At 69.3% G+C, this 16,759-nt stretch carries 15 protein-coding genes and 1 tRNA gene; 12 read left to right on the top strand and 4 right to left on the bottom strand.

The annotated features are described in order from the left end of the window. Positions 1 to 178: 178 nt before the first annotated feature. Entirely contained in the window at positions 179 to 802 is a 624-nt protein-coding gene (locus BLR04_RS32290; RefSeq protein ID WP_425413464.1) for a hypothetical protein, read from the top strand. A 283-nt stretch (positions 803 to 1,085) separates the two neighbouring features. Beyond that, a complete protein-coding gene (locus BLR04_RS32285) occupies positions 1,086 to 3,098 on the top strand; it encodes a chaplin family protein (protein ID WP_090772452.1) in 2,013 nt (670 codons plus the stop codon). Between the two features lie 117 nt (positions 3,099 to 3,215). Here the strand turns inward: BLR04_RS32285 and BLR04_RS32280 are convergent, their stop codons facing one another. Next, positions 3,216 to 3,401 carry a DUF5703 family protein gene (locus BLR04_RS32280; RefSeq protein ID WP_090772450.1) on the bottom strand — a complete coding sequence of 62 codons (186 nt, stop codon included), beginning with the start codon at positions 3,399 to 3,401 and terminating at the stop codon, positions 3,216 to 3,218. A gap of 189 nt (positions 3,402 to 3,590) precedes the next feature. On the opposite strand from BLR04_RS32280, the gene topA reads away from it, so the two are divergent. From topA to tmk, 4 genes are all read left to right on the top strand, one after another. Continuing rightward, complete coding sequence (topA, locus tag BLR04_RS32275; RefSeq protein ID WP_090772447.1) at positions 3,591 to 6,275, top strand: type I DNA topoisomerase; 2,685 nt, start codon at positions 3,591 to 3,593, stop codon at positions 6,273 to 6,275. Positions 6,276 to 6,289: 14 nt separating this feature from the next. Further along, the gene (locus BLR04_RS32270) at positions 6,290 to 7,522 is read left to right on the top strand and encodes a metallophosphoesterase (protein WP_218129249.1); all 1,233 of its coding nucleotides are present in this window, start codon (positions 6,290 to 6,292) and stop codon (positions 7,520 to 7,522) included. A 73-nt stretch (positions 7,523 to 7,595) separates the two neighbouring features. Then, a complete protein-coding gene (locus BLR04_RS32265) occupies positions 7,596 to 8,153 on the top strand; it encodes a helix-turn-helix transcriptional regulator (protein WP_245740784.1) in 558 nt (185 codons plus the stop codon). A gap of 141 nt (positions 8,154 to 8,294) precedes the next feature. Then, positions 8,295 to 10,337, top strand: coding sequence for a dTMP kinase (gene tmk / locus BLR04_RS32260; RefSeq protein WP_090772445.1), 2,043 nt, complete (start codon positions 8,295 to 8,297; stop codon positions 10,335 to 10,337). Here the strand turns inward: tmk and BLR04_RS32255 are convergent. Beyond that, positions 10,334 to 10,915: a DUF6879 family protein gene (locus BLR04_RS32255; protein WP_090772444.1), complete on the bottom strand. Its 582-nt coding sequence runs from the start codon at positions 10,913 to 10,915 to the stop codon at positions 10,334 to 10,336. The two genes, tmk and BLR04_RS32255, sit on opposite strands and share 4 nt — an antisense overlap. A gap of 105 nt (positions 10,916 to 11,020) precedes the next feature. Between BLR04_RS32255 and BLR04_RS32250 the strand changes: the two genes are divergently transcribed. From BLR04_RS32250 to BLR04_RS32230, 5 genes are all read left to right on the top strand, one after another. Further along, a complete protein-coding gene (locus BLR04_RS32250) occupies positions 11,021 to 12,193 on the top strand; it encodes a DNA polymerase III subunit delta' (RefSeq protein ID WP_090772442.1) in 1,173 nt (390 codons plus the stop codon). 42 nt (positions 12,194 to 12,235) lie between these two features. Then, positions 12,236 to 12,763 (top strand): SigE family RNA polymerase sigma factor, encoded by a 528-nt coding sequence (locus tag BLR04_RS32245; RefSeq protein ID WP_143022320.1) that lies wholly within the window; start codon positions 12,236 to 12,238, stop codon positions 12,761 to 12,763. A gap of 122 nt (positions 12,764 to 12,885) precedes the next feature. Next, positions 12,886 to 13,788, top strand: coding sequence for a permease-like cell division protein FtsX (locus BLR04_RS32240; RefSeq protein WP_143022319.1), 903 nt, complete (start codon positions 12,886 to 12,888; stop codon positions 13,786 to 13,788). Between the two features lie 101 nt (positions 13,789 to 13,889). Continuing rightward, a complete protein-coding gene (locus BLR04_RS32235; protein ID WP_090772438.1) occupies positions 13,890 to 14,720 on the top strand; it encodes a PSP1 domain-containing protein in 831 nt (276 codons plus the stop codon). Between the two features lie 86 nt (positions 14,721 to 14,806). After that, positions 14,807 to 14,883, top strand: a tRNA-Thr gene (locus tag BLR04_RS32230). A 74-nt stretch (positions 14,884 to 14,957) separates the two neighbouring features. Here BLR04_RS32230 and BLR04_RS32225 read toward each other — a convergent pair. Together BLR04_RS32225 and BLR04_RS32220 are read right to left on the bottom strand one after the other, a co-directional pair. Next, positions 14,958 to 15,638, bottom strand: coding sequence for a DUF4145 domain-containing protein (locus BLR04_RS32225; protein WP_090772436.1), 681 nt, complete (start codon positions 15,636 to 15,638; stop codon positions 14,958 to 14,960). A gap of 101 nt (positions 15,639 to 15,739) precedes the next feature. Next, positions 15,740 to 16,453, bottom strand: a complete 714-nt coding sequence (locus tag BLR04_RS32220; protein WP_245740782.1) for a site-specific integrase — start codon at positions 16,451 to 16,453, stop codon at positions 15,740 to 15,742. Positions 16,454 to 16,472: 19 nt separating this feature from the next. Here BLR04_RS32220 and BLR04_RS40080 point away from each other — a divergent pair. Then, positions 16,473 to 16,759 (top strand): transposase (locus BLR04_RS40080; RefSeq protein ID WP_143022318.1); only part of this gene is annotated, 287 nt, incomplete at its 3' end.

Below are 16,759 nucleotides of genomic sequence, written 5' to 3'. Positions count from 1 at the left end.
GTGACAAGGGTGTCCGGGCGGTTGAGGGTGGTTTGGGCGGAGTGCTGTTGGCCAATTTCTGGGACTCAGGTGAAAAGCCCTTGCGACAACCTTGAGTACTGCTACGGTTACGGACCGTTGAGGGGTGAGTCCATGGACCGGCCTCACGACGTGAGGCCGGTTCTGGAGTGGAGGTCACGTGACGCGCACGGCGGTACATCGGACGAGGGCCATCGCCCTCTCCGGCTGCCGCCTGCGCGTGACGACACCGGCACAGAACTCGGCGCAGGACACGGACATCGAGCGGGCGGGCCGGATGGCGCGGTTCGCGACCGGTGCCCGCAAGGTGTTCCTGCGAGCGGCCGCGATGGGCGCCCTGGTGGTCGCCGGGTGGCTGCTCACCGTCCTGTTCGGCATGCTCGGCGCCGCCCCGACGGCCGCGACGACGCACGCCGATTCCGCCGCGGCGGCCGCTGACTCATCGGAGTCGGCGGCGACCGCCGCACAGGGCGCCGAGGAAAGCACGGCGTCCCCCCTCATCTCGGTGTCGAACGACGCCGAGGCCATGGCCGGTCGTACGGTCGACGGCCTCAACAGCCAGCGGGATCCCGGCCTTCCGGCACGATCCACCGCCGGAGAGATCCTGCACACCGATGGTCTGGTGCCCACCGGCGGCAACAGCGGCCCGTTCGGGCCTGTCTCCGGGGATGTCGCGAGGTCCGTGTACGACCCGCGGCTCCAGGCCGGGCGCGCGCCTCTGGCGCGCCTGCTTCCCCCGGTCGTCCGCACAGCGGCGGACGACCCTTCTTTCTCACCTGACTGATCCGCGCCCGCGGGACACCGCCAGGCGCTCTTCCAGGCCACAACCTTCACCGGTACGACGCGGCGTGCGAACGCCGGCGGACTGACCGTGCCGGTAGGCGGTCTCCTTCCCGAACGCGATGCGGCGGAGCGTGGTGCCCATTCCTCCGCTCGCTGGTGAAAAGCACGTCAGTCAACGTCGTTCGCGAGTCCGAGGTCTCCGCTGTGCGGGAATCTCCACACGGCCTCGGGCTGCCCGCGAACTGTTCAGGTATCCCCCCAGAAATCACTAGGAGCAATCCATCATGCGTACGTGGGCGAAGGTTTCCACCCCGGCTGCTCTGCTGGCCGCGGCCGCCATGTCGTTCGGCGGCAGCGCCACCGCGCTGGCCGACACCTCCGGCGACGGGTCCATCGGCGGCGGCAACCAGCTCGACCTGCCGATCTCGCTGCCGATCGACATCAGCGGCAACTCCATCGGCGTCATCGGCTCGTCCAAGGCGAGCTCGCAGGGCGGCGCCGAGGTCGTCGGGCAGGGCCGCTCCGGTGGCAACTCCGACCGTACGTCCGGCAACGGCAGCGTGCTCGGCGGCAACCAGGTGAACGCGCCGATCACCGCCCCGGTCAACCTCTGCGGCAACGCCATCTCCCTGGTCGGCAGGGCCGACGCCGGCTGCAAGGGCGGCTCCAGCGTCCGGCAGAGCGGCTCGGGCGGGGGCTCCGGCAACCGTACGTCCGGCAACGGCAGCGTGCTCGGCGGCAACCAGGTGAACGCGCCGATCACCGCGCCGGTCAACATCTGCGGCAACGCTGTGGCGATCTTCGGCGACGCGACCGCCGGGTGCAAGGGCGGCTCCAGCGCCCGGCAGGGCGGCTCGGGCCACAGCGTGGGCAGCAACCGTACGTCCGGCAACGGCAGCGTGCTCGGCGGCAACCAGGTCACCGCGCCGATCACCGCGCCCGTCAACATCTGCGGCAACACCCTCGCCCTCGTCGGCCGGGCGTTCTCGGGCTGCACCGGCGGCTCGTCGGCCGGTGGCGGCGGCAAGAACCACTACGGTTCGCCCAAGCACGCCCCCCGCCCGGGGTCGAGGTCGGGGTCGGGGTCGGGCAACGACACCGACGGGCGCTTCGGCGTCGGCAGCGGCAACCAGCTCATCGCGCCGATCGTCGCGCCGGTCAACATCTGCGGCAACGCCGTGGGCAACGCGACCGCGGGCTGCACGGGCGAGATCAAGCTGCAGCAGTCGGGCAACGGCGTGGGCGGCAACCGCACCACCGGGCAGGGCGGGGTGCTGAGCGGCAACCAGACGCTCGCCCCGATCGCCGCGCCGGTCAACATCTGCGGCAACACCCTGGCCCTCGTCGGCCGGGCGTTCGCCGGCTGCAAGGGCGGCGCCACGGTCAAGCAGTCCGGCGGGGGCGTGGGCGGCAACCTCACCTCCGGCCGCGGCGGGGTGCTGAGCGGCAACCAGACGCTGGCCCCGATCGCCGCGCCGGTCAACGTCTGCGGCAACGCCGCCGCCGTGATCGGCCGTGCCGTGGCCAACTGCACCGGCGGCAGCAGCGTCCACCAGCAGGGCTCGGGCGCGGGCGGCAACCGTACCTCCGGCCGTGGCGGGGTGCTGAGCGGTAACCAGACGCTGGCCCCGATCGCCGCGCCGGTCAACGTCTGCGGCAACGCCGCCGCAGTCCTGGGCGACGCGGCTGCCGGGTGCCTCGGCGGGGCGAGCGTCGGCAAGTCCGTCGGCAGGGGCGGGCCGGTCGCCCGTTTCGCCCGTTCCGACGTCAAGGCCGCCGACGCCAAGGGCAAGATGCTCTCCGTCGTGCCGCAGGACGTGAGCGGTTTCACCAAGGGCCTCAACCACGGCGGGCCGATCCCCGGCATGGGCGCCGCGCAGCTGCCCGTCCTCGGTGACGTCTCCAGCACGCTCGGCCTGCCGCAGCTGCCCGGCCTCCCCGGCCTGCCCAACGAGCCGCAGGCCCCGGCGCAGCCGCTCGCGCCCAAGGCCCCCAAGGCTCCGAAGACCCCCAAGAAGCACGCCCACGCGGCGCCGGTCAGCTCCAAGTCCCCGGCCGCGATCTCCGCGCTCGAGCCGGCCACCAGCCTGCTCGCCTCCACCCCGGCCGGCAGCGTGGTGACGTCCACCACCCGCTCGCTGCCCGTCGGCGACCTCGGCCTGATGAGCGCCGAGCAGCCCGCCGGCGTCACCGGCATGAACTCCGGCTCGCTGGTCGCGCTCGTGTTCGGCGCGATGCTGGCCGCCTCGGCGACCCTGTTCGCCTCGGCCCGCCGGGTTCGGGTCGGCCGTAAGTAGAGTCCGGTTCCTGCCGCACAACATAACGGCTCCCGCTCACGCTCAGTGAGCGAGCAGCGCTGAACGCTTTGCCCGTTCCGGGGGCGCGGCCCGGGGCGGGCGAAGCCATGCCCGCACTCAGAGAGTGCGGCGGACGCGCATGACTTTGCGGCGCAGCCGCACGTGACGGCTACCGTCGGGGTGGACCCGCACGCGCGCGAGCTCCCACTGACCGTACTCTGCGTGTTCGGTCAGCAGCTGACGTGCTGCTTCGCGAGTGAGGTCGCGCGGAATGAAGATATCCATGTAGGAGTAGTCGAGCACAACGATTAGTCTCCAGGGTGAGTCAGGGCGCTATGCCGCTCGATGGGCCTTATTCTGCGTGCTTGTGGGTGGACCCGGAAGCTAGTGGGTAGCCCCGGGGGAAGGAAAATTCCGCGAGTCGGGTTACCTTTCAGTCTGTGCCGACTCCCGGCAGGGGGATTGCAAGCGAACAGTGAGGTAGGAAGCAGCGTGCCAGCCAACAACGGCAGCACCGGCGGAACACGCCTGGTGATCGTCGAGTCGCCCGCCAAGGCGAAGACGATCGAAAAATACCTCGGTGCGGGCTACACGGTGGAGTCCAGCATCGGTCACATCCGTGACCTGCCGGAGAAGGCCGACGACATCCCCGAGAAGTACAAGGGAGCGCCATGGGCGCGCCTCGGGGTCAATGTCGAGCACGAGTTCGAGCCGCTGTACGTGGTCAATCCGGACAAGAAGTCCCAGGTCGCCAAGCTGCGGCAGCTGCTGAAGGATGCCGACGAGCTCTACCTCGCGACTGACGAGGACCGCGAGGGCGAGGCCATCGCCTGGCACCTGCGCGAGGTGCTCAAGCCGAAGGTCCCGGTGCACCGCATGGTGTTCCACGAGATCACCCCGCAGGCGATCAGGGACGCCGTGGCCAACCCGCGCGACCTCAACCTCCGCCTCGTCGACGCCCAGGAGACCCGGCGCATCCTCGACCGGCTCTACGGCTACGAGGTCAGCCCCGTCCTGTGGAAGAAGGTCAAGCCGCGGCTGTCGGCCGGCCGCGTGCAGTCGGTGGCGACGCGGCTGGTGGTGGAGCGCGAGCGCGAGCGCATGGCGTTCACCTCGGCCCACTACTGGGACCTTCAGGCGCTGTTCGACACCGGCAAGACCGAGGAGCGGCCGCGCGACTTCACCGCCACGCTGACCGGCGTCGACGGCAGGCGGGTGGCGCAGGGCCGCGACTTCGCCAGCACGGGTCAGCTGAAGAGCGCCGACGTGCTCCACCTGTCCGAGGCCGCCGCCGCCGAGCTGGCCGGCCGGTTGCAGGGGGCGTCGTTCGCGGTCAGGTCCGTCGAGCGCAAGCCGTACACGCGCAAGCCGTACGCGCCGTTCCGGACGACCACGCTGCAGCAGGAGGCCAGCCGCAAGCTGGGGTTCTCCGCGAAGTACACGATGCAGGTGGCGCAGCGCCTCTACGAGGAAGGCTTCATCACCTACATGCGTACCGACAGCATCACGCTGTCGGAGACCGCCATCGCCGCCGCGCGCTCGCAGGCCATCAAGCTGTACGGCGCCGCGTACGTGCCCGACAAGCCGCGCGTCTACACCAGCAAGGTCAAGAGCGCGCAGGAGGCGCACGAGGCGATCCGCCCCTCGGGCGAGGAGTTCCGCACGCCCGGCGAGACCGGCCTGACCGGTGACCGGTTCCGGCTGTACGAGCTGATCTGGCAGCGTACGGTGTCGTCGCAGATGAAGGACGCGGTCGGCGAGTCGATCTCGGTGAAGGTCGGCGGCCGGTCCGCCACGGGCGAAGAGGTCGAGTTCAGCGCGTCCGGCCGGACGATCACGTTCTACGGGTTCCTGAAGGCGTACGTCGAGGGGGCCGACGACCCGGCGAGCGACCGCGACGACGCCGAGAAGCGGCTGCCCAACCTGGCCGAGGGCGACACGCTCAGCGTGACGCGGCTCGACGTGGCGGGCCACTCGACGAAGCCGCCCGCGCGCTACACCGAGGCGTCGCTGGTCAAGGAGCTGGAAGACCGCGAGATCGGGCGTCCTTCGACGTACGCCTCGATCATCGGCACGATCCTCGACCGTGGTTACGTGTTCAAGAAGGGCACGGCGCTGGTGCCGTCGTTCCTGGCGTTCGCCGTGGTCAACCTGCTCGAGCAGCATTTCGGCAACCTGGTCGACTACGACTTCACCGCCGATATGGAGAAGGTGCTCGACGACATCGCCAACGACCGGGCCGAGCGGGTGCCGGAGCTGCAGCGGTTCTACTACGGCGCCGACGGTGACGAAGGTCTCAAGGAGATGGTCACCGACCTCGGCGACATCGACGCCAGGGAGATCAGCTCCTTCCCGATCAAGGGCACCGACATCGTCATCAGGGTCGGGCGTTACGGCCCCTACCTCGACCGCGACGGCGCCAGGGTCAACGTGCCCGAGGACATGACGCCCGACGAGTTGACGGCGGAGAAGGCCGAGGAGCTGTTCTCGCGGCCGACGGGCGACCGCGAGCTCGGGCACGACCCGGTGACCGGCCACATGATCGTGGCCAAGGACGGTCGGTTCGGGCCTTATGTGACCGAGATCCTGCCCGAGCCGCCGGCCGAGGAGACGCCGAAGAAGCGCACCAAGAAGGCCGACGCCGCCAAGCCGCGGACGAGTTCGCTGTTCAAGACGATGTCGCTCGACACCGTCACGCTCGACGACGCGCTCAAGCTGCTGGCGATCCCGAGGGTCGTGGGCGAGCTGGAGGGTGTCGAGGTCGTCGCGCACAACGGGAAGTTCGGCCCGTACCTGAAGAAGGGCACCGACTCCCGGTCGCTGGCGTCCGAGGAAGACCTGCTCACGGTCACCATCGAGCAGGCGAAGGAGCTGTTCGCGCAGCCCAAGCAGCGCGGGCGGCGCGCCGCGGCGGCCGCGCCGCTGCGTGAGCTGGGCAACGACCCGGTCTCGCAGAAGCCCGTGGTGGTGAAGGAGGGGCGGTTCGGCCCGTACGTCACCGACGGTGAGACCAACGCGTCGCTGCGCAAGGGCGACACGGTGGAGGAGATCACCATCCAGCGGGCGGCCGAACTGCTGGCCGAGCGGCGCGAGAAGGCTCCCGCGGCGAAGAAGACCACGACGAGGAAGGCGCCGGCGAAAAAGACGACGGCGAAGAAGCCGGCGTCCAAATCGTAAGTAGCATCTGACGTGTGTTCGTCCTGATCTTCTTAGCCGGTGTCCTGCTCGGGCACGCCTATCTGTGGTGGCGGCTGGTGCGCCAGACGACCGGCCAGGGGCGCCTGCGCAGGGCGATGACCTTGGTTCTCGTGCTCATGCTGGCCGCGCTCATGGCGACGTTCCTGGGCGCCAGGCTGGGGCTGGAGAGCTGGGTGGCCTGGCCGGGCTACCTCTGGATCGCGGTGATGTTCTACCTCGTCGTGATCCTGGTGGTGCTGGAGATCCCGCGTGCGGTCGTGGGGGCGTTCCTGCGGCGCGAACGGGCGCGCGAGCCTGTCGCGGTGCCCGCCCTCTCGGCGCCCGCCTCCGATCCGGTGGTTGAGCCCGCGCCCGCGTCGGTGGAGGCTGCCGATCGCGGCGAGCCCGCTTCGCCCGACCGGCGCCTTCTCCTCGCGCGAACCGTCGCCGTGGTCGCAGGGGTCGGGGCGGCAGGCACGGTCGGGTACGGCGTCACGACCGCGCTGGGCGATCCCGTGGTCGAGCGGGTCGGGGTCACGCTGCCGAAGCTCGACCAGCGGCTGAGCGGGCTGCGGTTCGCCGTGGTGAGCGACATCCATCTGGGGCCGCTCACGGGCATCGGGCACACCGAACGCATCGTCCGCATGATCAACGGCCTGGAGGCCGACGTGGTCGCGATCGTGGGCGACCTGGTCGACGGCTCGGTGGCCCGGCTCGGGCCGCTGGCGCAGCCGCTGAAGCACCTCGAGTCGCGTTACGGGGCCTTCTTCGTGACCGGCAACCACGAGTACTTCGACCCGGCGGGCCCGGGGGAGTGGATCGAGGAGCTGGGGGAGCTGGGTGTTCGCTCGTTGCGGAACGAGCGGGTGGAGATCAGGCACCAGGGCGCCGTGCTCGACCTGGCCGGGGTCAACGACGTCGGCGGGGCCTCCGCGGGCGAGCCGCCCGACTTCGCCAAGGCGCTCGGCGGGCGCGACACCAGCCGCTCGTCGGTGCTGCTGGCCCACCAGCCGATCCAGGTGACCGAGGCCGCCAGGCACGGCGTCGACCTGCAGTTGTCCGGCCACACCCACGGCGGTCAGATCGCGCCGTTCAACCTGGTCGTGGGGCTGCAGCAGCCGGTGGTCTCGGGTCTCGCCCGGTTCGGCGACACGCAGGTGTACGTGACCAGGGGCGCGGGATTCTGGGGCCCGCCGGTGCGGGTGGGCGCGCCGCCCGAGATCACCCTGGTTGAACTGCGCAGCTGACTTCAGGTAATCGAGTGGTCACGGGACGCCATCCTGGCGTAGTATCCGTCCGGATACTTTCAGGAGGTGCGACATGGTTCCGTCGCCCATGGAGCAGGCGTTGCGTGACGACGTCGCCCACTGGGCCAGGCACGGCGGGCTGCTGCTGAGGCGGGCCAGGCGTGCCGCGAGCCTCAACCAGAAGGCTCTGGCCAGCGTGAGCGGCACGTCGCGCACGACGCTGTCGGCGTACGAACACGGCCGCAAGTCGCCCACGCTCGAGACCGCGGGGCGCATCCTCGACGCGGCCGGGTTCCGGTTGACGCTTGAGGCCAAGGTCGAGTGCGTGACGCTGGCGACCCGCGACGGCCGCGCCTTCCACGTGCCGAGCCGGTTGTGGCGACTGCCGGTGCCGGCGGCCCTGGGGGTCGCGCGCGTCGGCGACCGGGTCTACGATCTCGCCGTCCGCGCCGAGCGGCGGGCCGCGTACGCCGCGCTGCTGTGCGGGGGCGAGCCCGACGAGCTGCTCGCTCACGTCGACGGCGTGCTGCTGGTCGAGCTGTGGGACGATCTCCCGCTGCCGGAAGAGGTCCGCGCGGCGTGGGAGCCATTGGTGCAAGAGGCGCGACAAGAGACCGGAGTAATGTTTTGACGAAGTTTTTCCGGTGTTATTCAAGGTGTGTTACCTGCACCTCGGGTCGATCTCGTAATACCCTCAGCCCCGAGCAGCCGGGAATATCCGGCTTCTCGCTAGTCTGCCCGTCTTCGCTCTCCTCCTGGATACGCTGAAATCATGACTGCCCCTGGCCGTAGCCGCCCGACACATGTGCTGGCCAATGCGCCGTTCCGACGGCTGTGGACGGCCATGTCGGTGTGCAGTCTTGGCGACTGGCTCAACCTGCTGGCCCTGACGGCGCTGGCGGGCAACCTCACCCAGGGTGACTACCGCGTCCAGTCGCTGGCCGTCGGCGGCGTCTTCGTCGCGAAGATGCTGCCCGCCGTGCTGCTCGGGCCGCTCGCAGGGGTGTTCGCCGACCGGTTCGACCGGCGGCTCACGATGGTCGTGGCCGACGTGGCCAGGTTCGCGGTGGTGCTGTCGATCCCGTTCGTGGGCAGCTACCAGTGGGTCATCATCGCGACGCTTCTGGTCGAGTGCGTCAACCTGTTCTGGGTGCCGGCGAAAGACGCGACGGTGCCCAACCTGGTGCCGAAGAACCAGCTCGAGTCGGCCAACCAGCTCAACCTCCTCGTCACGTACGGCACCGCGCCGGTCGCGGCCCTGCTGTTCGCCGCGCTGTCGGTGGTGGGCGACCTGGCCACCGGTCTCGTGCCGTTCCTCGACGGCCGCGATCCCACCACCGTGGCGCTGGTCGTCAACGCCTGTGCCTACCTCGTCTCGGCCGTGCTGATCTTCACCCTGCGCGACATCCCGCGGCGCGACGGCGCGGTCTCCACGCCGTCCGTGCTCAAGCAGGTGTTCGAGGGCTGGCGGTTCGTCGGCGGCGACCGGCTCGTCCGCGGGCTGATCATCGGCATGCTGGGCGCGTTCGCCGCGGGTGGGGCCGTGGTCGGCGTGGCCAAGATCTACGTCGAGGCGCTGGGGGGCGGCGACGCGGCGTACGGCGTGGTGTTCGGGGCGGTCTTCGTCGGCATGGCGCTCGGCATGTTCTTCGGGCTGCGGCTGCTGAGCGAGTTGTCGCGGCGGCGGCTGTTCGGCCTGGCCATCACCGTGGCCGGCCTCGTGCTGGTCGCGATCGCGCTCGTGCACAACCTGGTGATCGTGGTCATGCTGACCGTGGCGCTGGGGGCGTGCGCCGGCATCGCCTGGATCATCGGTTACACGCTGATCGGGCTGGAGGTCGAGGACGCGCTGCGGGGCCGTACGTTCTCGTTCCTGCAGTCGACGGCGCGGGTGACGCTGCTGCTCGTGGTGGCCGTGGCCAACCCGCTGGCCGCCCTGTTCGGCATGCACGAGATGGCGTTCGGCCGGCTGACCTACCGGTTCGACGGCACCAACCTGGTGCTCCTCATCGGCGGGGCGCTCGCCGTGGCCGTCGGCGTGCTCGCGCTGCGGCACATGGACGACCGCAAGGGCGTCCCCCTGACCGCCGACCTCATCGCGGCGGTGCGCGGCGAGCGGTTCCCCACCGAGGCTCCCGAGCACGTGCCCGGTCTGTTCGTGGCGTTCGAGGGCGGCGAGGGCTCCGGCAAGACCACGCAGTCGCGGCTCATCGCGATCTGGCTGCGCGACCAGGGCTACGACGTCGTGCAGACCCGCGAGCCGGGCTCCACCAAGGTCGGTATGCGGCTGCGGGCCATTCTGCTCGACGCCGCCGAGCGCGGCATGTCGGCGCGCGCCGAGGCCCTGCTCTACGCCGCCGACCGCGCCGAGCACGTCGAGAAGGTGATCCGGCCGGCCCTCCAGCGGGGCTCGCTCGTGCTGACCGACCGTTACGTCGACTCGTCGCTGGCCTACCAGGGCGCGGGGCGCGTGCTCGACCCGGCCGACGTCTCCAAGATCAACGCTTGGGCGACCGGCGGGCTGGTGCCCCACCTGACCGTGCTCATCGACACGCCGCCCGAGGTGGGCCTGACCCGGCTCGGCGGGGCGGCCGACCGCATCGAGTCCGAGCCGCTGGCCTTCCACGAACGGGTGCGCAAGGAGTTCCGCGCGCTGGCGGCGCGAGCGCCCGAGCGCTACCTCGTGATCGACGGCCTGCAGCCGCTGGACGTGATCACCCGGCAGATCCAGGACCGCATCCGCGAGATCCTGCCCGACCCCGTACCCCACGAGACGGAAGACGCCACGGGCACCATGCCCGCCATCCGCGACTAGCCGGTCAGGCGAGCGCTGTAGGCGCGCAGTTCCTCGCCTGCATCGAACAGAGCCTCCAGGACCGGGACGCAGGGCTCGACGATCTCTGGGTCGGTGATCTTGCGGGCGCCGGTGTGCCGTCCGGTCTCGTCGTACCGCACTTCGTACAGCGCAGTCGAGTTGAACAGCACGAGCTCCGGCACGGGGCCGTCGGCTTCGTACGGACGTACCGCGGACACCGGCACCACCCGGCTGTTCTCGCCTTCCTCGGCGCGCATGGACAGCAGCGGGAGCTCCCAGCGCAGGTACGGGGTGAGCGGTTCCGCCACCACCCTGATCCGCCGGAAGTCCATCCGGTCGGGATTGTCGGCACGGAAACCGGGACGCATCTCGTCAGCCAGTTCCATCGCGCGGTCCCAGTCGCCGTCGAGCATCGCCAGATAACTGGGCAGATCGCCCTCGTCGAAATGCTGGGCGCGTTCGAGTTTCCACACGATCCCGGCAGCTGCCTCGAACTCCTTGGCGAAGTCGGCCCCGTACTCGGCCGTGTCCATGGTGGTCGCGGGCGCGGTCCGTACGCGGCTCAGCACGTCACTCATCTCAAGCCTCCTCCGGTGTCCACTTTGTCCAGACGGCCGGCCCGAGGTCAAGATCGGTCAGGCGTACGGACATGGTGGGCGTCGGCGGCGGCTAGCCTTGGGCTCGTGACGGTTTTCGATGACCTCGTCGGGCAGGACCAGGCGACAGCCGTGCTGTCGAGGGCCGCGGCGGCGGCCGGCGAGATCGTCGAGGGCGGGCGGGGCGCCGGTATGACGCACGCCTGGCTGTTCACCGGCCCGCCGGGTTCGGGCCGCGAAGAGGCCGCCCGCGCGTTCGCAGCGGCGCTGCTGTGTCCCGACGGCGGCTGCGGCCACTGCGACCAGTGCCACCAGGTGCTCGTCGGCTCGCACCCCGACCTCGAATCCGTACGTCCGCAGGGGTTGTCCTACGGCGTCAAGCAGACCCGCGAGCTGATCCTGCGCGCAGCCGGGGCGCCCACGCAGGGCCGGTACCGGGTGATCCTGTTCGAGGACGCCGACCGGGCCACGGAAGCCGCCGCCAACGCCCTGCTCAAAGCCATCGAGGAGCCGCCGCCGCGTACGGTGTGGCTGCTCTGCGCGCCCGCCCCCGACGACCTGATGATCACCATCAGGTCGCGCTGCAGGCTGGTCACCCTGTCCACCCCCGCCACCGAGGCGGTCGCCCACGTGCTGGCCACCCGCGACAGCGTCCCGTGGGACATCGCGAGGTTCGCCGCCCGAGCCGCCCAGGGCCACATCGCGCGGGCCCGTGCGCTCGCCCTCGACGAGGGCGTACGGCAGCGCCGCGAGGCGGTGCTGGGCATCCCGCGGTCCCTGACGGGCGTCGGCGAGTGCATCGCGGCCGCCGAGCGGCTGGTGAAGACGGCCGAGGAGGAAGCGGCCGCCGCCACCGCCACGCTCAACGAGAACGAGACGTCCGAACTGCGCAAACTGTACGGGGAGGGGTCGACGGGCAAGGGACTCAACCGCGGCCTCGTCCGCGGCGGCGCGGGAGCGCTCAAGGAGCTGGAGGACCGGCAGAAGTCGCGGGCCACCCGCCTCAAGCGCGACTCGCTCGACGCGGCGCTGCTGGAGCTCGTGTCGTTCTACCGCGACGTGCTGGCGATGCAGCTCGGGGCGGAGGTCGAGCTGGCCAACGACGACCTCCGCTTCGACCTCGACCAGCTGGCCAGGTCGTCCACCCCGGAGGAGACGCTGCGCCGGATCGACGCGATCCTGCGGGGCCGCGAACGCCTGGCGGCCAACGTCAACCCGCAGATCGCCGTCGAGGCGATGATGCTGGCGCTGCGTTCCTGAGTTCCCGAAGCAGCAGATGAGGTTCGGCGGCGTCTCTGTTACGTGGAAGTCGAACTACTCACCCAACATGAAGCGCTGGCTCGGCAGCGCGTCGACGTAGCGTCGATCTTCGCCGAGCACCACGTGGGGCTCGTGCGCCTGGCGCTCCTCATGGTCGGCGACCAGGCGAGCGCCGAGGACATCGTCCAGGAGGCGTTCGAACGCACGCACGCGGGCCGGTCCCGGATCCGTGACGCCGACAAGGCGCTGGCCTATGTGCGTTCCTCGGTGCTCAACGGGTGCCGGTCGACGCTGCGGCGGCGGGCCAGGGGGTTTCGCCGGGGGGTGCCGTACGAACCGCCTGCCGGGTCGGCGGAGAGCGCCGCGCTGGTGGGCGAGGAGCGGCGCGAGGTTCTGCTCGCCCTACGCGCGCTGCCGCGCCGGCAGCGCGAGGCCCTGACGCTGCGTTACTACTTCGACCTTCCCGACCAGGAGGTCGCCGACGCCATGGGCATCGGCGCGAGCACGGTCAGGTCCACGATCACGCGGGGGCTGGCCGCCCTCGCCCGAGCACTTGGGGAGGACGCATGAGCAGCCCGGTGGAGGACCGCCTTCGCGGGGCGCTGGCCGAGGCGGGGGCGAGCCTGGACGTCAGCACGCTGCGTCCGCTGCGGGCGCCCGAGCGGCGGCGTTTCCGTCTCGACCTGCGGCTCGTGACCGCGGCGGTGAGTGTGGTGGTGGCCGGTACGGCGCTCGTCACGGGGTTGGGCGGCCACGGGGAGGAGGACCGAGCGGTGGTGGCGAACCCGCCGTCGCCTCCGACGGAGCTGGCCGTGTTCCTCTGCATGTCCGAGTCGCCGCGGTGCTCCGGCCGCATCACGCCTGAACAGACGAAGGAGCTCGAGGGCGAGTTGAGGCGGCTGCCGCAGGTCGAGAGGCTGACTTTTGTCAGCCAGGTGACCGCGTTCCAGGACTTCCGCAAGACCTTCGCCCACAACGAGAGGTTCCTGGACGAGGTGAAGCTCACCGACCTGCCTCCGTCGTTCCGGCTTCGGACGAGACCGGGGGCGGACCTGGTTCGGCTGAATAGGTCCCTTCTCGGGATGACCGGAATCGAGAATGTGGTGAGGGAAGACATCTTCGCGCCGGACACCTTCACAGGAGCGGACATCAGCGCCTTCCTCTGTCAGGACCATACGGCAATACCCGAATGCGGTGCGAAGCGTGAGATAAGCGACAACGGCGACATGATGGTCACCGAGGAAGGCAAGGCGGCGACGAAAAGCCAGCGGAAGGCCATTCGGGCGTTGATCGATGCGCTGCCCGAGGTGGAGTCCTACGTCTTCGAGGACCAGGAGACGGCGTACGAGAACTTCCGGCGCTCGTACCAGGACAACAAGCGGTTGCTGGAGGCGACCAGGGTGCGGGACATGCCGGAGTCGTTCCAGATCACCCTCAAGGCAGGTGCGGACGAGAGCCGCGTGCTCGCCAAGTTGCGGAGACAGCCGGGAATGTCCCAGGTCGTCTTCCGCCCGTGCATGGCCGACTACGCGACCCTGAGCACCCGTTTCGGCGTCATTCCGACGGACCACAAGGCATGCGGCACCGCCAACTGATCCGCTGCCCCCTGCTGCTTTCGCGTTGATCGACGTAGTGTGGCGAGGAGGCCGACACTTACCCCCGAAGGCCGGTCAGGAGGCGAGCCCCGCCCATGGGAATGATCATGGCTGTGAGCTTCACCCGTTACGGGCGGCTCTACTACCTCGATCCCGGCGAGCACAGCCCCAAGGTGGGCGACAAGGTGCTCGTCCCCACGGACTGGGGCCCCGAGGTGGCGGAGTGCGTGTGGGCGCCGCAGTGGACCAGCGAGGACATCGACGGACTGCCCATCTGCGCCGGGATCGCGGGCGAGGAGCACCTCGCCCGCGACGAGACCAACACACGCCGCAGGGCCGAGGCCCGGAGCGTGTCAAAGCGGCTGATCAAACGGCACGAGCTGCCGATGAAGGTCATCGGCATCGACTACCTCGACCAGGACAACGTCTACACGGTGTACTTCTCGGCGCCGCACCGGGTCGACTTCCGTGCCCTCGTCCGCGACCTCGCCCGCAACTTGCGCGCCCGGGTCGAGCTGCGCCAGGTCGGCCCGCGCGACGAGGCGCGGCTGCAGGGCGGCATCGGGCCCTGCGGGCGCGACCTGTGCTGCGCCACGTTCCTGAAGGACTTCGAGCCGGTCTCCGTACGGATGGCCAAGGACCAGGACCTTCCGGTCAACCCGCTGCGGATCGCGGGCGCCTGCGGGCGGCTGATGTGCTGCTTGAAGTACGAACACCCGCTCTACCAGGAGTTCCGTGCCTCCGCCCCACGCGTGGGGGTCGCTGTGGAAACCCCGCAGGGGGCGGGGACGGTGGTGGGGCACAACGTCCCGTCCGACTCGGTGGTGGTCCGGCTGAACGACGGCGGGCGGCGCTGCGCCTGCTCGAAGGCGAGCGTCTGCGCACCTCGCAAGGCGTACGACGCCACGTACGGTGAGGACGCGCCGGCCTGAGCGCACGATGTTGGGGAGGATTCGGGCGATCGACGGGAGCGAGAACCCCCGCACCTCCTGTAGACTCTTGTCCGCTGCACATGCACGCCGCCTTAGCTCAGTCGGCCAGAGCACTTCACTCGTAATGAAGGGGTCTCGGGTTCGAATCCCGAAGGCGGCTCCAGGCCAGAAGCCCTCCGGGATGATCCCGGAGGGCTTCTGAGTGTCTAAGTGAGTGACTATGACGCCTTGGAGCAGTCAGAAGGGTGGCCCTGGCTGGTCAACCCAACTGGCTTCGGGAAGGCTGCCGAAGTCTCCGGGCGCATAGTCAGGATGTCTTTGCGCGGTGGCTGGTCCTAGCGTTCGCTTCATTCGGATGTACTCGATCTCAGCAGGCTCGTGATAGACGCGTTCGAGGATCTTGTCCATGAGGCGGGTGATTGCTTCGGCGTCTTCGTTGCTCACTGGGTCCAAGTCAAGGGGGCCGTGTGCGGCCTCGTTACCTGCAAACCGGATCTCGTGAGCTGCTTCGGCAATAAGAGGAGAGATATGCGCCCCGGCGCGTAGCTGATCAATCTTATGGACGAGGCTTCCGTTAGTGATGCCCTTGTCCTTTGCAACTGCCTCTACCGTGCTTCGCGCCATCAGCACTGCTGCCCGCGTTGCTCCTGCTGCCAACGACGCATGGGCTTCCCGCGCTAGGTCAGTGATGCCTTCAGGAACATCTGGGTAGCGCAAACGATTTGTGGCAGCCGACGGCCACCGCCCAATTGTCTTATCGTCCTCGAACACCTCGACGAGCGGCATTCCGCAGCGGGCGCACGCGTGCATAACCACCGTCTGATAGTCGTCGGTATGCTCCCCATGGTGGATCTTGTAACTGTGCTGGCGAATGAAATGCGAAGCGATTCGGCAATGAGGGCATACCGCAGTGGCCATAGCAAGCAATGCTAGAGGCCGCCGATCCCCTGGCCAATCGACTTTGCGGATGGCTCCCTCGGCCTGAGGGCAAGCCGACTCTGAACAGCTGTGACAGCCCTTTAAGAGGCGCTGAAGATGCGGTCCATGACCACGGCACCTTCCTGAAGAACGGGGCGTATCTGCTTTCGGTAGACGAGTTCGGTTACCGCTGTACTGCTGTGACCTACCAGCCGAGATATCTCCTCTAGTGGGATGCCCTGGTCTGAGAGCAGGGACACGAAGCTGTGCCGCAGCTCTCGGGGCGTCCACTGGTCGGGGTCGAGGGCGGTCTTGGAGATGACAGCGCGAAAGGCGCGCCGCACGTTGTGGGAGTCGAGGGGCGTGCCCACGGTCGATGCGAACACGAGGCCGTTGTCAGTCCATCGCGCCCCTGCCGCCTTCTTGTCCTCCTCCTGCTGAGCCTTCTGCGCTTTGAGCGCTTCCACGCAGCGCTGTGGGAGCGCCAGAGTCCGCCGGGACTTCCGGGTCTTGGTGTCTCCACCGGTACGGACGGACCGCCACACGGCCACGTGCGGCGGCACAGCGGGGTCAGCGTCAGGAACGCCCTCCAAGTCCACGTGATCCCACGTCAGCGCGCGAAGTTCCCCGGTGCGTGCGCCCGTGAGCAGGGCCATCACCAGATACCCATGCATCCGGGTTCCCTCGGCGGCCTTTAGCACGGCGTCCGCCTGAGCCAGTGTGAGCGCCTTGGACGGATGAACTGCGCCGGGATTGATGGAGACTTTGGTGTGCCCCGCGTTGAGTGGAGGTGGATTTCTGGATTCTTGTGCCACTTGATGAGAGGAAAGTGGCATGGGACGACGGGGCTACCCGCCGGAGTTCCGGCGTAAGGTGCTGGACTTACTCGAAGCAGGCCGCACGGCTACCGAGCTGGCCTGCGACCTGGACATCAGCACACAGACGATCTACAACTGGCGGCGGCAAGACCGCATCGACCGCGGCCTGGAGCCTGGCCTGACCAGTGGGGAGAAGGCCGAACTGGCGGCCGCGAAACGGCGCATCGCCGAGTTGGAGGCCGAGCTTCACGCCACTCGCCGGGCCATCGAGCTGGTACGAGAGGCGGCGCCCCCAAAAGTCGG

Source organism: Nonomuraea maritima (assembly GCF_900100395.1).
Classification (GTDB): Bacteria; Actinomycetota; Actinomycetes; order Streptosporangiales; family Streptosporangiaceae; genus Nonomuraea; species Nonomuraea maritima.
This window is presented reverse-complemented; position numbering and strand designations above follow the sequence as displayed.

What these genes read in the sequence shown, in the direction of transcription:
- BLR04_RS32255 (WP_090772444.1), bottom strand. Translation starts at nt 10,915, where the DNA reads ATGAGTGACGTGCTGAGCCGCGTACGGACCGCGCCCGCGACCACCATG.
- BLR04_RS32235 (WP_090772438.1), top strand. Translation starts at nt 13,890, where the DNA reads ATGATCATGGCTGTGAGCTTCACCCGTTACGGGCGGCTCTACTACCTC.
- BLR04_RS32225 (WP_090772436.1), bottom strand. Translation starts at nt 15,638, where the DNA reads ATGGCCACTGCGGTATGCCCTCATTGCCGAATCGCTTCGCATTTCATT.
- BLR04_RS32265 (WP_245740784.1), top strand. Translation starts at nt 7,596, where the DNA reads ATGGTTCCGTCGCCCATGGAGCAGGCGTTGCGTGACGACGTCGCCCAC.
- BLR04_RS32285 (WP_090772452.1), top strand. Translation starts at nt 1,086, where the DNA reads ATGCGTACGTGGGCGAAGGTTTCCACCCCGGCTGCTCTGCTGGCCGCG.
- tmk (WP_090772445.1), top strand. Translation starts at nt 8,295, where the DNA reads ATGACTGCCCCTGGCCGTAGCCGCCCGACACATGTGCTGGCCAATGCG.